This is a genomic window from Sulfitobacter undariae, from assembly GCF_014196805.1.
Lineage (GTDB): Bacteria > Pseudomonadota > Alphaproteobacteria > Rhodobacterales > Rhodobacteraceae > Sulfitobacter > Sulfitobacter undariae.
Genome location: NZ_JACIEI010000005.1, coordinates 12,910 through 27,787 on the forward strand (window position 1 = coordinate 12,910; position 14,878 = coordinate 27,787).

At 53.4% G+C, this 14,878-nt stretch carries 17 protein-coding genes; 6 read left to right on the top strand and 11 right to left on the bottom strand.

What is annotated here, in order from left to right; all coding sequences use genetic code 11:
* Positions 1-31: 31 nt before the first annotated feature.
* Positions 32-1,249: an MFS transporter gene (locus GGR95_RS09255; protein WP_184565102.1), complete on the top strand. Its 1,218-nt coding sequence runs from the start codon at positions 32-34 to the stop codon at positions 1,247-1,249.
* A gap of 1 nt (position 1,250) precedes the next feature.
* On the opposite strand, the gene trhO is transcribed toward GGR95_RS09255, so the two are convergent.
* Positions 1,251-2,141: an oxygen-dependent tRNA uridine(34) hydroxylase TrhO gene (gene trhO / locus GGR95_RS09260; protein WP_184565104.1), complete on the bottom strand. Its 891-nt coding sequence runs from the start codon at positions 2,139-2,141 to the stop codon at positions 1,251-1,253.
* 92 nt (positions 2,142-2,233) lie between these two features.
* On the opposite strand from trhO, the gene pncA reads away from it, so the two are divergent.
* Genes pncA through GGR95_RS09275 form a run of 3 tightly spaced genes read left to right on the top strand, consistent with a single transcriptional unit; the run spans position 2,234 to position 5,090 of the window.
* On the top strand, positions 2,234-2,827 hold the full coding sequence (pncA, locus tag GGR95_RS09265) for a bifunctional nicotinamidase/pyrazinamidase (RefSeq protein ID WP_184565106.1): 594 nt from the start codon (positions 2,234-2,236) through the stop codon (positions 2,825-2,827).
* 59 nt (positions 2,828-2,886) lie between these two features.
* The gene (gene pncB / locus GGR95_RS09270) at positions 2,887-4,179 is read left to right on the top strand and encodes a nicotinate phosphoribosyltransferase (protein WP_184565108.1); all 1,293 of its coding nucleotides are present in this window, start codon (positions 2,887-2,889) and stop codon (positions 4,177-4,179) included.
* Positions 4,176-5,090 (top strand): aminotransferase class IV, encoded by a 915-nt coding sequence (locus GGR95_RS09275; RefSeq protein ID WP_184565110.1) that lies wholly within the window; start codon positions 4,176-4,178, stop codon positions 5,088-5,090. Before pncB ends, GGR95_RS09275 begins: the two co-directional genes overlap by 4 nt.
* On the opposite strand, the gene GGR95_RS09280 is transcribed toward GGR95_RS09275, so the two are convergent.
* From GGR95_RS09280 to GGR95_RS09295, 4 genes are read right to left on the bottom strand one after another with little or no spacing between them, the layout of a single operon-like run.
* Positions 5,087-5,923, bottom strand: a complete 837-nt coding sequence (locus GGR95_RS09280; RefSeq protein WP_184565112.1) for a metal ABC transporter permease — start codon at positions 5,921-5,923, stop codon at positions 5,087-5,089. The two genes, GGR95_RS09275 and GGR95_RS09280, sit on opposite strands and share 4 nt — an antisense overlap.
* Positions 5,920-6,771 (bottom strand): metal ABC transporter permease, encoded by an 852-nt coding sequence (locus tag GGR95_RS09285; RefSeq protein WP_184565114.1) that lies wholly within the window; start codon positions 6,769-6,771, stop codon positions 5,920-5,922. Before GGR95_RS09285 ends, GGR95_RS09280 begins: the two co-directional genes overlap by 4 nt.
* Complete coding sequence (locus GGR95_RS09290; protein WP_184565116.1) at positions 6,771-7,619, bottom strand: manganese/iron ABC transporter ATP-binding protein; 849 nt, start codon at positions 7,617-7,619, stop codon at positions 6,771-6,773. Before GGR95_RS09290 ends, GGR95_RS09285 begins: the two co-directional genes overlap by 1 nt.
* Positions 7,616-8,515: a metal ABC transporter substrate-binding protein gene (locus GGR95_RS09295; RefSeq protein ID WP_184565118.1), complete on the bottom strand. Its 900-nt coding sequence runs from the start codon at positions 8,513-8,515 to the stop codon at positions 7,616-7,618. The genes GGR95_RS09290 and GGR95_RS09295 overlap by 4 nt, the downstream gene beginning before the upstream one ends.
* A gap of 115 nt (positions 8,516-8,630) precedes the next feature.
* Here GGR95_RS09295 and GGR95_RS09300 point away from each other — a divergent pair, with 115 nt between their 5' ends.
* Positions 8,631-9,065, top strand: a complete 435-nt coding sequence (locus tag GGR95_RS09300; RefSeq protein WP_184565120.1) for a Fur family transcriptional regulator — start codon at positions 8,631-8,633, stop codon at positions 9,063-9,065.
* Between the two features lie 49 nt (positions 9,066-9,114).
* Here GGR95_RS09300 and arfB read toward each other — a convergent pair whose 3' ends face one another.
* From arfB to GGR95_RS09330, 6 genes are all read right to left on the bottom strand, one after another.
* On the bottom strand, positions 9,115-9,534 hold the full coding sequence (gene arfB, locus GGR95_RS09305; RefSeq protein WP_184565122.1) for an alternative ribosome rescue aminoacyl-tRNA hydrolase ArfB: 420 nt from the start codon (positions 9,532-9,534) through the stop codon (positions 9,115-9,117).
* 322 nt (positions 9,535-9,856) lie between these two features.
* On the bottom strand, positions 9,857-10,474 hold the full coding sequence (locus GGR95_RS09310) for a queuosine precursor transporter (RefSeq protein ID WP_184565124.1): 618 nt from the start codon (positions 10,472-10,474) through the stop codon (positions 9,857-9,859).
* Between the two features lie 92 nt (positions 10,475-10,566).
* The gene (locus GGR95_RS09315; protein WP_184565126.1) at positions 10,567-11,454 is read right to left on the bottom strand and encodes an esterase-like activity of phytase family protein; all 888 of its coding nucleotides are present in this window, start codon (positions 11,452-11,454) and stop codon (positions 10,567-10,569) included.
* Complete coding sequence (gene mepA / locus GGR95_RS09320; RefSeq protein ID WP_184565128.1) at positions 11,427-12,374, bottom strand: penicillin-insensitive murein endopeptidase; 948 nt, start codon at positions 12,372-12,374, stop codon at positions 11,427-11,429. Before mepA ends, GGR95_RS09315 begins: the two co-directional genes overlap by 28 nt.
* Complete coding sequence (locus GGR95_RS09325) at positions 12,371-13,744, bottom strand: MFS transporter (protein WP_246423345.1); 1,374 nt, start codon at positions 13,742-13,744, stop codon at positions 12,371-12,373. Before GGR95_RS09325 ends, mepA begins: the two co-directional genes overlap by 4 nt.
* A gap of 89 nt (positions 13,745-13,833) precedes the next feature.
* Positions 13,834-14,373, bottom strand: coding sequence for an acyl-CoA thioesterase (locus tag GGR95_RS09330; RefSeq protein WP_184565130.1), 540 nt, complete (start codon positions 14,371-14,373; stop codon positions 13,834-13,836).
* Positions 14,374-14,506: 133 nt separating this feature from the next.
* On the opposite strand from GGR95_RS09330, the gene GGR95_RS09335 reads away from it, so the two are divergent.
* Entirely contained in the window at positions 14,507-14,794 is a 288-nt protein-coding gene (locus GGR95_RS09335; protein WP_184565132.1) for a YggT family protein, read from the top strand.
* Positions 14,795-14,878 lie beyond the last annotated feature (84 nt).

Genomic DNA, 14,878 nt, shown 5'->3' on the forward strand with positions numbered 1-14,878 from the left:
TCTTATGAAGCAATCACGATTAGGTCGTTAAATGGATACTTTGGCCACTGATACCCGCTACTCTTGGACGCGCCTTGTGTTGACGCTTTTGGTCGGGACCGTGATCAACGCTGGGATGTGGGCGATCATTGTGATCATGCCTGCGGTTGAAGCCGAATTTGGCGGCAGTCGCGCGATGGCGTCTTTGCCCTATACGCTGACAATGATCGGGTTTGCGATTGGGAATTACGCGATTGGGCGTGCTGTCGATCGCTTCGGAATAACACTGACTTTGACCGTTGCCGCAATCGCGACCGCAGCGGGTTATGCTCTGGCGACGTTATCTAGCTCTTTGCTCATGCTGTCTCTGGTGCAATTATTGGTTGGCTTTGCTTCGGCGGCAGGGTTCGGGCCGCTGATCGCGGATATCTCACATTGGTTTGTGCGCCGTCGCGGCATTGCCGTTGCGATTGCTGCGTCGGGAAATTACCTATCTGGCGCGATTTGGCCCATTCTGTTGGCTAATGTCTTGCAGGAAAGTGGCTGGCGCTCGGTCTATCTTGTCATGGCGATTGTGACGGTTGTTTTAGTGCCGCCGTTGGCTCTTACCTTGCGCCGCCGCGTGTCCGAAGAAACACAGGCCGCAGCCGAAACAGCTTCGGTGTTGAATGCAAAGTCATCGGGTCTTTCGCCGCGTGCGTTGCAGTATCTACTGGGGTTGGCTGGGATTGGGTGTTGCGTGGCTATGTCCATGCCGCAGGTCCATATCGTGGCGCTTTGTGTGGGGTTGGGATTTGGCCCTGCTGTTGGGGCGCAGATGTTGGCGCTGATGCTGCTGGGGGGCGTTGCTTCGCGTATCGTGTCGGGATTACTTGCTGATCGGCTGGGTGGAGTGCGCACGCTTCTTGTCGGGTCTTTTCTGCAATGCCTCGCATTATTTTTGTATCTGCCTGCAGGGGGCATGGTTTCTCTCTATTTGGTGAGCATGGTCTTCGGCCTGAGCCAAGGGGGTATTGTGCCCAGCTATGCGCTGATTGTACGTGAATACATGCCTGCGAAAGAAGCAGGAGCACGCGTGGGCTTTGTCATGATGGCGACAATTTTGGGCATGGCGCTGGGCGGTTGGATGTCGGGCTGGATTTATGACGTCAGTGGTTCGTACACGCTCGCGTTTGTAAACGGGATCATATGGAACGGCGGGAACATTGCGATCATGCTTTGGTTGTTGTCGCGTAGCCGCCCCCGCACGCCCAAGGGCATACCAGCCTAACCTACCATTTGCGTCGTTTGCTCAGAGCGATTTGCTTTTGACGTTCGCGAAAGCGGTTTTTGTCGTCTTCCGACGTTTCAGTCACGCAGTTGTGGCAACTCACGCCCTCTTCGTATTCGCTCCGTTTGGTGTCTGCGGGCAGGATCGGGCGGCGACACCCAAAGCACAACATATGCGGCCCGGGTTTCAATCCGTGTTCAACGCTGACGCGGTTATCAAAGACAAAACATGACCCGTCCCATGTGCTCTGTTCGGCAGGGACTTCTTCCAGATATTTCAGAATGCCACCTTTGAGGTGAAACACGTCTTCGACGCCTTGACCAAGCAGATAGTTGGTGGATTTTTCGCAACGGATACCGCCCGTGCAGAACATGGCGATTTTCTTGTTATGGAAACGCTGTTTGTTCGCCTCCCACCACGCGGGGAATTCGCCAAAGCTGGCTGTTTGCGGGTCAATCGCGCCTTGAAACGTACCGATGGCCACTTCGTAGTCATTACGCGTATCAATCACGGCGACATCATCGCGGTTGATCAGGTCATTCCAATCCTCCGGCGCCACGTAATGTCCGACGCTGGCGGTTGGGTCCACGTCGGGTTGACCCATGGTGACGATCTCACGCTTGAGACGGACTTTCATCCGGCCAAAGGGCGGCACATCGGATTCTGCATATTTATGCTCAAGATCGGTACAGCCGGGTAGGGCGCGCAGATGGGCAAGCACGGTATTCACCGCCGCCATAGATGGCCCTGCGATCGTGCCATTTACCCCTTCTCGGGCCAGCAACAAGGTGCCTGTTATCTCTTGCTCCAAGCACAGCTTGAGCAGGGCGGGCTTGATTGCTTCGGGGTTTTCGAAGCGGGCGAAATGATAGAGTGCGGCAATGGTATACATGGGAAATCAAATAGGCTGCACAGGGGCTGTTGTGCAAGTGGTACCTAGGCTAAAATGACTGCGACATAAATATCCAAGCAGTGAGGTCTTCCATGCATGCGCTTCTCGTCATCGACGTTCAGAATGATTTTTGCCCCAGTGGTGCGCTGGCAGTTGCAGGGGGAGATGAGATTGTCACAGGCATTAACGCGCTGATGGCGGATTTCGATGCAGTGGTGCTTACGCAAGACTGGCATCCGGCTGGCCACTCCTCATTTGCATCCAGTCATGACGGTAAGGCACCCTATGACATGATGAAAATGCCTTATGGCGACCAAGTGCTTTGGCCCGATCATTGTGTTCAGGGCACGGATGGTGCGGCGTTTCATCCTATGTTAGAGACTGATCGCGCCGATTTGATTATCCGTAAAGGATACAATCCCGCTATCGACAGCTACAGCGCCTTTTTTGAAAATGACCATAAAACCCCGACGGGGTTAGAGGGATATTTACGCACACGTGGCATTACAGAAGTGACAGTGGTGGGGCTCGCACTGGATTTTTGCGTTAACTTTTCCGCCGTCGATGCGGCAAAGCTGGGCTTCAAGGTGGCGGTGCGCCGTGACCTGTGCCGCGCCATTGATCTTAACGGTTCATTGGCCGAGGCGACTGCCGGAATGACAGCCGCAGGCGTCGCGCTAGACTAACCGCTTGCCCCTTTTTACAGCATAGGCCACAAATCAACGGCCTAACGGAGCCTTTATTCATGGTAGATATCGCCACACGCGTCTGGAATCACAAATGGAAGATTGACCCAATCGTGCGGTCTCTCATTGATACAGATTTCTATAAGCTTTTGATGTGCCAGTCTATTTTTAGAAATAAGCCTGATACGCAGGTGACATTCAGCCTGATCAACCGCTCTAAAGATATACCGCTGGCCGATCTGATCGATGAAGGCGAATTACGCGAACAATTGGATCATATCCGCTCGCTCAGCCTCAGCCGTGGGGAATCTACGTGGCTGCGTGGCAATACTTTCTACGGCAAGCGCCAGATGTTCCGCCCTGATTTTATGGAGTGGTTTGAAAACATGACGTTGCCGCCCTATCACCTAGAGCGGAAAGGCGATCAGTATGAGTTGACGTTCGAGGGCAAGTGGCACGAGGTCATGCTGTGGGAAATTCCCGCCCTTGCGGTGTTGATGGAATTGCGTGGCCGTGCCGTTTTGAATGGCATGGAAAAATTCGAGCTTCAGGTTCTTTATGCACGTGCAATGACACGGGTTTGGGAAAAGGTTGAGGCACTGCGCGATGTACCTGACCTGTCCATCGCTGATTTCGGTACGCGCCGCCGCCATAGCTTTTTGTGGCAAGATTGGTGTGTGCAGGCGATGAATGAGGGGCTAGGGACCAAGTTCACTGGCACCTCCAACTGCAAAATTGCGATGAAGCGCGAGCTGGAAGCAATCGGCACCAACGCACATGAGCTGCCAATGGTCTACGCCGCCTTGGCCGAGGACGACGCAGCACTGTTTCAGTCGCCCTATAAGGTGCTTGAGGATTGGCACGAAGAGCACGAAGGCAATCTACGTATCATCCTGCCCGATACATACGGCTCGCAAGGGTTCTTGGATCACGCGCCAGATTGGCTGGCTGGTTGGACAGGGATTCGCATCGACAGCGGTGATCCCGCAACAGCCGCGCAGCAAGCGATTGATTGGTGGAAGTCCCGTGGCGAAGATCCGCGTGATAAACGTGTCATCTTTAGTGATGGTTTGGACGTGGCTAAGATTAAGGAACTGCATGCCCAATTTGCGGGTAAAACGGCAATTTCCTTTGGTTGGGGTACGCTGCTGACCAATGATTTCCGAGGGCTGGTGCCGGATGATGCCCTGTCTCCGTTCAGCCTTGTCTGTAAGGCCGTGAAGGCCAATGGCAAACCGACTGTGAAGCTGTCTGACAACCCGAACAAGGCAATGGGTCCGGCGGATGAGATCGAGCGGTACAAACGTGTATTCGATCTGGGCGACCAGACTGCGCAAAAGGTGATTGTATGACCACCACCCATGAGGCCGATGAAGACGCCCGCAATCAGGACATTCTCATTTATGTGAATGGAGAGCTAAAGCCGCGCGCCGAGGCGACTGTGTCCGTCTATGACAGCGGCTTTTTGCTGGGCGATGGCATGTGGGAGGGAATGCGGCTCTATAACGGCGTTTGGGCGTTTTTTGACGAACACATGGACAGGTTTTTCAACTCCTGCAATGCTGTGTCACTTGATGTCGGGATGGACAAAGCAGGTATTGCCGAGGCGCTGCGCATCACTGCCGAGGCCAACGGTATGACAGATGATGTGCATTGTCGGCTGATGCTGACACGGGGCGTTAAAGTGAAACCGTTCCAACACCCGTCTCTATCCCGCTCTGGTCCCACGCTGGTGATTATTATGGAACATTCCAAGCCGGTGGAAACCTTGCACTCCAGCGGTATCCGTTTGGCCACAGTGCCTCAGGTGCGCGGCCTGCCCATGTCGCAAGATGCGAAATACAATAGCCATTCAAAGCTGAATTGTGTGATCGCCTGCCTTCAGGCAGAACAGGCGGGCGCAGAAGAAGCCCTGATGTTGGACCCGCATGGTTTTGTGAACACCACAAACGCCTGTAACTTTTTCATCGTAAGGCGCGGCGAGGTTTGGACCTCGACGGGCGATTACTGCATGAACGGCGTCACGCGGCAGAAAGTGATTGATCTGTGTCGCGCAGATGGCATCCCTGTCTTTGAGAAGAACTTCTCTCTGTACGAAGCATATGGCGCTGACGAAGCGTTTTTGACGGGCACTTTTGGGGCGCAAACACTTGTCTCACAGATTGATGGCAAGCCTATTGGTAACGGCTCGCATGATGTGACCGAACGGATCAGGCGGCTTTATAAACAAGCGATTGCAGAAGATATCAGCGCGCACCTCTAGGTATTGCGCGCTGATCTGCGGCGGTTCAGTCTATTTGATCGGATAAGGGCAGCGATGAAGATGGCCGTCAGGATCAAGATGATCGTTGGTGCAGGTGCGCTGTCCAGATAGAAGCTGCCATAGATGCCAAGAACGCTGGACAAAATGGTGACCGTCACTGCAATCGGTAACATGCGGGCGAACTCTCGGGTGAGCAGAAATGCGATTGCACCGGGTGCGATCAGCAGGCCGATGGATAGAATAATCCCCACAGCTGAAAGCGTCGCCACAATGGTGAGCGAGATCAGCGCAAGTAAACCGTAGTGCAGCCAACCCAAGTGCAGCCCCACGGCCTGTGCCTGAATAGGGTCAAATGCATGCAGCAAGAAATCCCGCTGCTTGGCGATGATAATGACCGAGACAAACAAAGCGATCAAACCCGCTGTCCATAAATCGGTGCTGCCCACGCCCAGCATGTTGCCGAACAGGATGTGATCCAGATGAACGTTTGTTGAGATTTTAGTGTACATCACGATACCCAGACCAAACATACCAGAGAAAACGATCCCCATGACGGTGTCCTGTTTGACGCGGCTGTTGTCAGATAAAAATCCGGTGGCAAGTGCACAGAACATGCCTGCGATGAAGGCGCCGATGATCAGGGGAATGCCCAGTATATACGCCGCAACCACCCCCGGTAGAACGGCATGGCTGATCGCATCGCCCATTAAGGACCACCCCTTGAGGACAAGATAGCAAGACAGCAGGCTGGTCGGAACCGCAATCATGATCATGATGATAAAGGCGTTCTGCATAAACCCGAATTGGAAAGGCTGGAGCAATGTCTCGATCATGTGCGAAGCGCCTCCCGCGCTTTGCGCCGTGCGGCCAGATAGCCGTGTTTGGGCGCAAGGAAAAAAGCCACAAGGAAGATCAGTGTTTGCAAGACAACAATGATACCACCCGTTGCACCATCCAGAAAAAAGCTGAGATATGCGCCAAAAAACGATGTACCCGCCCCGATGGTAACGCTGACGATCAACAGGCGGGGGAAACGATCGGTGAGCAAATAGGCCGTGGCACCGGGCGTCACAACCATGGCGATCACCAAAAACGCACCCACGGTCTGCAACGCGGCAACGCATGATGCAGACAGCAGCATAAAGAAGATTGCTTTGAGTAGATCAGGCTTTAGCCCAATGGAACGTGCATGATTTTCATCAAAAAACGTCACCATCAAATCTTTCCATTTCGCCAGCAATATTGCCAATGTCACAAACCCGATGATCGCCAGTTGAAGTGTGTCGGAGGGCGTAATGGCAAGGATATTGCCCATGGTAATCGTTTGTACGCTGACCGAAGTGGGAGAGAGCGAGACCATGAACAGCCCAAGCCCGAAGAACGAAGTGAAGATCAGCCCGATGATTGTATCTTCCTTCAATCCCGAACGCTGGTTGAGAAACAACATCGCACCCGCCGCCAAACCCCCAGCAGCAAAAGCGCCCAAAGCAAAGGGCAAGCCCACCATATATGCCCCCGCCACACCCGGCACGATAGAGTGGCTTAATGCGTCGCCAATTAAGGACCACCCTTTGAGCATTAGATAGGCAGACAGGAAGGCGCAAACGCCACCTACCAGCGCACTCACCCACATGGCGTTAAACATATAGCCATAGGAAAACGGGAGCAGGAGCGTTTCCATCACTGCCCTGCCTTTTTGGCGGGCTCTTTGCCGTAAACGACAAATGGTTTTTCATCATCCGTTATAACGCGGACAGAACGCGCATCGTCATCATCGTGCAAATCCGTGCCGCCTAATACAAAGTGCCGCAGCACGCCGCCAAAAGCCAACTCAAGGTTGTCATGGGTAAAGGTTTTATCGGTCGTTCCATACGCGATTACCGTCTCTTTAACCAAAACAGTCCTGTCGCAGAACTCGGGTACAGAGCCAAGGTTGTGGGTCGAGACCAGCATCACGCGCCCCTCGTCGCGCATTTCGCGCAGCAGATCGATGATTTGATCTTCGGTTTGAACGTCCACGCCGGTGAACGGCTCATCCAGCAAGATCACTTTGCCATCCTGCGCCAGCGCGCGGGCTAGAAAAACGCGTTTGCGCTGACCGCCTGACAATTCGCCAATCTGGCGGTGGCGGAAATCGGTCATATTTACCCGCTCTAATGCCTCGGTGACAGCAGCATGATCCGAGCTTTTGGGGCGGCGAAGAAACCCCATATGTCCGTAACGGCCCATCATCACCACGTCTTCCACCAACACAGGAAAGGACCAATCGACCTCTTCGGATTGCGGGACATAGGCAACGATGTTGCGTTTTAGGGCCTCCTTTACTGGCATTCCCAGAACGGTGATGGTGCCTTTGGCCGCAGGTATAAACCCCATAATTGCTTTGAATAGGGTCGATTTACCTGCGCCGTTAACGCCAACCAAGGCTGTGATCGTGCCAGTTGGGATTTCGAATGTGGCATCACGCAAGGCGGTATGACCATTGCGGTAAGTGACCGTTACGTCATGTGCGGCTATACCTGTGGTCACTCTGTCAGACCCTTCACAATGGTTTCGGAAGTGACACGCAATAGATCCAGATAAGTAGGCACGACGCCATCCGCCTCTGTCAAACTATCGACATACAATGTGCCGCCATAGCTTGCACCAGTCTCACGCGCGACCTGTTGAGCAGGCGCCTGACTCACGGTGGATTCGCAAAACACAGCGGGAATGTCCTGTTGTCGGACCGTATCAATCACCTTGCGCACCTGTTGTGGTGTGCCCTGCTGGTCCGCATTCATGGGCCACAAATACAGCTCCTTCATCCCGAAATCACGGATCAGATAGCTGAACGCCCCTTCGCATGTCGCCAGCCATCGCTTTTGCTCGGGGACCGCACGGATGGCATTGCGCAAAGGCGCAATTGTCGCGGTGATCTCGGCCTTGTAGCTGGCTGCGTTATCACGGTAAATTTCCGCGTTGTCAGGATCATGTGTGACAAACGCATCTCGGATATTGTCCACGTAAATCAGGGCGTTGTCCAACCCCATCCAAGCGTGTGGGTTAGGCTTCCCGTCATAGGAACCTTCTGTAATGCTCATCGTTTCAATGCCTTCCGTGAGGGTGGCAGAGGGTACATCGTTGAGGTTTGACAGGAATTGTTCGAACCATAGTTCAAGGTTTAACCCGTTCCATAGAACCAGATCCGCATCCTGTGCGCGGATGATGTCGCGGGGCGTGGGCGAATACCCGTGTATTTCTGCGCCGGGTTTTGTGATGCTTTCGACGATCGCTGCATCTCCGGCCACATTTCGTGCCATATCAGCAAGCACTGTAAAAGTAGTGACCGCTTTAAATTTCTCTTGTGCAAAGGCTGACACGGGGGCGACAGAGAGGACGCCTATGGCCGCAAGTGTTTTAAAAGAATTGGCAAGTGTTGGCATGATGTGATCCTAATCTTGGCATTTCACAAATGGTTATGAGAACCATTCACATCTGTAAACAAGAATGATAATGATTCTCAAAGATAGTAAGTATATGAGAACGAAGGCGTAAATAATGGGCGAAGATATCGAGAAGACAGAAAAGATGACTGCTGCCCTGAAAAAGGCAGGCATACGCGTCACGCGCCAACGGATCGCATTACTGGCGGTTTTGGCTGACGCGGATGATCATCCCGATGCGGAAGAGCTTCACCAGCGGGCCAAGGTGCTAGAACCGTCCGTGTCTTTGGCCACTGTCTATCGAACGCTTTCGGTGCTGGAACATGAAGGTGTGGTGCACCGCCACGCATTTGAGGGCGGGGGCGCACGTTTTGAAACCACGCATGAAGCGCATCATGATCACATTCTTGATGTAGACACAGGCGAGGTGGTCGAGTTTCAATCCGATAAAATCGAGCAGCTACAAGAAGAGATTGCGCGCGAGTTGGGGTATGAGGTGGTCCATCATCGGTTGGAACTTTATTGCCGCAAGAAAACCAAAAAACTATGAGTCAGATGGTGACCGCAAAAGTGTCTCATCCCAACCGGCAAATTCAATGTTAATCTGGGTCAACCTTGCCACGCATGGCTTTAACTTCCCCACGCACTTTCTTGGCTTTCAAACGGCGCTTTTTCGACCCTAATGTGGGCCTTGTCGCAATCCGCCGCTTGGGGGGAGTGATCGCTTTTTCAATCAATTCCTTCAGCCGCTCTCGTATGATATCACGGTTCCGGGCCTGGCTGCGGGTCTCGTCGCACTGCAATACCAACGCACCCTCACTGGTCCAGCGCCGTCCTGCCAGCCGCCGCAAGCGGTTTTTGACCGGCAGCGGCAAGGACGGCGAACTGGCTGCCTCAAACCGCAACTCGACGGCGGATGAAACTTTGTTCACATTTTGCCCGCCCGGACCAGAGGCACGCATGAAGCTTTCGGTCAGCTCCCAATCTTGAAGGGTTATGGTATCGGTGATGTATAACATGGGTCATATCATAGCGCGCATCGCCGCAAGGTGAAGGGCAGAACCGCTAGACACAAAAAAGGGCCACCCTGAAAAGAGCGGCCCAATCGAAGTGTATAGGAAGTGGGGTCGGTTAGAGCATTGTCCACTTTAGAGTTCAGGTTGTCAGGGGCTGCCCTAACAAATGCCCTCCAAAGCTGTTCCGACACGCCGTTCCAGTACCGCTCTTGACACTAGATCACCTCCTTCACATTTGTTGAACCTAAAGACAGCGTCCCATAGGTTTGCCAAATCACAAAGCGTTTTTTGCAGAGATTTTGATCAATGCCTAAAAACTACGTTATTAAGAGGTCCGAAGACGTGCTGTGATGATGCGAAAAGGCACCAGCGCCAGCAGTGCTAGCGTTAGCTTCACAGTCCAATCGGCCACTGCCAAAGATACCCAAAGCGGCGCTTCGGGGCCCACGCCCAACAGCGGCAAGACCTCAGCCGCCCAAGACACATCCGTTGGGGGGTGGATGAAAGACAGGCTGCTGGAGAAGGCGATAGAGAAGAAAATCGCTGTGTCGATGCTACCGCCGATCAAGGTAGAGACAAGAGGCGCTGTCCACCATTTACCATTTCGTAAGACCGTAAAGATGCCAATGTCGAGCATCTGGGCAATCAGGAAAGCAAGACCTGAGCCGATCGCGATGCGAAGGGTCACCAGCGGGCCGAATTCACCCATGATCTGTGTGCCAATCAGCGAGCAGAAGATGCCTACAACAAAGCCCACCAACACAACGCGTCGCGCAGCGGCGGTGCCATAGACGCGGTTCATCACGTCAGTCACAAGGAAGGCCAATGGATAAGTGAAGGCCCCCCAAGTCAGCCAGTTTCCATAGAGGAATTGAACAAGGATATTTGAGGCCACGACGATGGCGGCCATGGCAATAATGCCAGGAAGATAAGTGCGTTTCATAATAATAACCGTTTTTTGCAAGGGTGCGGCGACTTGGCCTGCGGGTATCGCAGACAGGGGCCATCTAGGTGGTTTTACCTATTTGTACAAGCTTATTCCCTAACGCTGAATTCTACAATCTGTGTGCGCAGGATCTGTAAAAAGTTGTCATCCGAGATAAGCGTCACACGAAGTTGCCCTTGGGGGTTTTGCCAAACGCTAAGGCCTTCAAGGTTATCGTATTGCAAAGGTAAAGTGGTCAACAATGTATATTCGCGCGGCGCACGGGGATCGATGACAAACATCCGAATGCGACTGCGAAAGCCCACGGCGGTCACCGCACGCTCCAAAAGCCACAGACGGCCTTTGTGATCGAAATCAGCACCGACTGGCAAAAAAGGACCGCGTTGCGGAATACGTGCTGCAAGACGCCATTGCCCGTCTGAATAGGCCATAAGTGGAAAGGGCGCACCATTCGGCTGCGCTTGCTCAGGTACAGCGTAAAGTGTGCCATCTGGAGAAACGGCTAAGGCTTCGATGCCTGAGTTGCTGCCCAAAATGTTTTGAAAGGATATGCCAATGCGGTTTGTCAGGCGCCCGTTGGCCAGATCGACTTGCATAATCCGGTGGCGATGTTCGAACGAGATAAAGGCTCTGCCATCATCTGCTATAGCTAACCCTTCGGAATCAGTATCTCTTTTTTGTAGCCGACTGCCGTTAGAGTTGCCTAGGGTTACCAACTTTTGGACAGCAATGCCCGTGATGTTCCCGTTAGCACGCTGTAGGGATGCGGTTACCAGTTGTCCGCGATCGCTGATCACGGTCATCTGGCTGCCCTGCGCGCCTATTTCAATCCCTGACCAGCCGCCAAACCACGGCGCGTCAAGCTGCCAGCGTGTTGATCCTTCGGGATGAAGCGTAGGTTGTGCCTGCACACTGCTGCACAGGCACAATAACGCCAGCGCAAAGCGGATCACTTTGCGTCCAGCACTGCTTTGCATTGTGCGGGCAAGTCAGCCAGCACCAATTCGCGGCGCGGTTTTGCGGGTGTCGTGGGCTTTGTGCTTGGCTTGGGTTTAGGTGGGTTGATGATGTTTGCCTGCCATTGACGGGCATCTGCACATCCATCACCAGCTGGCGGCGGGGTCTGGTTTACACAGCCTTGCGCGCCTTTTGGGCAAGCCAGACGCACGTGGAAATGATAGTGGTGGCCGTACCATGGGCGAATTTTACGCAAGTAGCTGCGGTCCCCTTTTTCATCGTCACACATCTGAACCTTGGCACCAGGGAAAACGAAAATACGTTCAACACGTGGGTCTTTGGCGGCTGCTTTAATGATTTCGTGATGTGACCGCGTCCAAGAATCGTTCACATATGCACCTGCCGCACGGCGCATTGAGATGGACGAGATGTTTTCACGCTGTTTGGCTGAAAGGTTCAGTGACGTTGGCGGCAACATCCAGATATCAGCATCCAGCCCCATTTGGTGACTGCGGTGACCCGTCAACATGGGGCCGCCACGCGGCTGGCTCATGTCGCCTACATAAATGCCATTCCAACCGGGTTGCTGAGCTGCAAACCTGCTAAGATTCTGAAGCATATCGATCAGCTCTGGGTGACCCCAGTTGCGATTCCGAGACAGGCGCATCGCCTGCCACGTTGGGCCTGTTTCAGCCAGTTGCTGACCGCCTGCCAAACACCCTTTGGCGTAGCTGCCATATGCGGCAGAACTTTGCGATGTGCCCGAAGACTTGGTGCCAAACAGCTTTTTTGCCTGCACATTGGCCAGTGGTCCCGCTAATTCTCCGATTGTAGGGAGTTCCGCTTGTTTCTCTTTTGATCCGCTGATGTCACGGGCGCCGCCACAACTGGCAACTGTCGCCCCCAATATAGCGACTGTCAGAAGCTTTCTGAAATTCATTTGGAAAAATCCCCTCGTGGTTTCACCCAGATTAGCAGAACCAGCCCTATGATGAATAGCCCCACAACGGGACTAACGCCCAATCTTTGGCTGCCTGTCAGTTGACTGGTCAAAGCGATCAATGCAGGGGCCACGAATGAAGTGGCTTTTCCAGAAAGGGCATACAGACCAAAGGCTTCGGTCATACGTTCAGGGTTTGCCTGCCGCGTCATCATGTTGCGCGATGACGCCTGAAGCGCGCCACCTGCGCCGCCGATAACGGCACCAACAATGAAAAACATGATGTCTGGCATGTTGGAGCCGTCAGCAATCGGGATACCAAGAATCGATGTGGGTGTGATCATCACAACCAGCAGGGCGACAAAGGTTAATGCAATCACGCAAAACACAATCACAGGCATCGGGCCAACCCGGCGGTCAACGCGGCCAGCGACCCAGCAGAAAAATGCACCAGAAATCAAGGCGAGAATGCCGAAAATACCGATCTGCGTGATCGACCATCCCAATACACCAGCGGCATAGACCCCGCCAAAGGCGTACATCCCGTTTAAGGCATCGCGGTAGAACATTGATGATCCCAAATAGGCCAACAACGACGGGTGGCGCGGTAATCCCTTAAGGGTGTTGATTAAGTCACGAATGCTTTGTGTGATCAACAATCGGGGCGCGCCCGTTACGGCACTATCGCGTGTGTACAAAAAGAAGGGGATCATAAAGACCGCAAACCAAATTGCGCCCAAGGGGCCAACAATGCGTGTGTCTGCTTTGGTCGCGGGGTCGAGTCCGAAAAGGGGGCTAAAACCTACCATGGTCAGACCGCTGGCTGTGGCCTGAAACAAGCCCAACATGATCACCAGCGCGACCAACCCGCCGATATATCCGAACGCCCATCCAGACCCAGATATCCGGCCCAATTCATCAGGGTTATCATGTAAATCAGGTAGATATGAGTTGGTAAAGATCGTTGCGAACTCCATCCCGATCAGGCCAGTCCCGAAAAAGAACAGCGCCCAGACTGCCGAAAAATCCTGCGGTGCAGTCCACCACAACGCGCCAGAGCCGATAAAATACATGGCCGAGAACAGCCATATCCATGGCAGTTTACGACCGGAGTTATCGGCAATCGCTCCCAGAATTGGGGCCAGTACAGCTATCAAAACCCCTGCAATCGCCAACCCCCATCCCCAAGACGCCTGCGCTTGCGCCTGTGCTGCCTGCTGGGCCATGCCGTCCGCCATCAGGTTGCTGGCGAGTGTTGTGGTAAAATAGGGACCGAAGATAAATGTCAGCAGCAATGTGTTGTAAGGCTGGGTGGCCCAATCAAAAAAATACCAACCCCAAATCCGCTTACGCTGCGAGATCATCTTCATTACATCGTCCCTTCCCATTTACTCCTTTCATAGAGCAGGGTGAACAGCTTGGTGCAAGAAATCGTTTGGCAATCCGCTGTGAACGTTGGTCAGTCCTGCATCGGTGGCCAGGGCCGCGTGGCTTCGGCGGCGATCCAGTTTGCAATCCAGTCAGGGCAAGGGGGCGAAACCAAATCCTGCCCCAGCGCAGTTTGAATGCGATCAGGATTAACGATACCATTTTTATCGGTAATGGCCGAGCGGTATAAAACATGGCTTGCGCATTCACCGTTACGCTTTTGCATGGACTGTTCAATATAGATAAATTTATCGTCCCAGCAAACAACCCGACTGTGAATCGAAAATCGCTCAAACCCGCGAATACGGCGGCGATACCGCACATGAGAGCCGGCCATCGTCATGCCCCAACCCTCACGCCGCAAAACGGTGATCAGGCCGATGCGCTGGGCTGTGGCCATGCGTCCCAGATCATACAGGGTTAATGAGCGCCCGTTGTTTAGCTCAAGAAACATATCCAGGTCATGGGGCCAGCAGATATGATGCGTGACATGGGTGTCCGTCAGATTTGACAGCTTTGGCTGACGGCTGGCTAGAAAGATTTCTTTGGCAAGGCGAATGAACGGGAACATGAGGGGTCTCCTTTGGAGGCCTTCAATTGACGTCTTGCGCACCCGCGTCAATCTGGAACCTCGCGGCACCCTTGTCCTTTTTGTGTATGACGCTTAACTGACATGCAGAATTGTAGAAAAAGGACCGCCAACTGTGACATCAATTTACATGATCCTGATGCTTTTGCTAAACATCGTATGGTTCTTCATTATCGCGCACGTCGTGATGTCTTGGCTGATCAATTTTCAGGTGCTTAACACACGCCAGCCGCTGGTTGCGCAAATCTGGTACGGGATTAACCGTTTGCTAGAACCACTTTATGCGCCGATCCGCCGTGTGTTGCCTAACATGGGCGGCATTGATCTGGCCCCGCTGGCCGTTCTGATCGCCGTGGCCATAGCGCGGATTGTCCTGACCAATAACGCGGCTTTATTCTATTAAATCCGCTTTTAACGCGGGGCATGGGTCTCACCAGACCTTGCCCCGCGACACATGATATGTGAGTCTCTCAGGGCTGCATTTCCC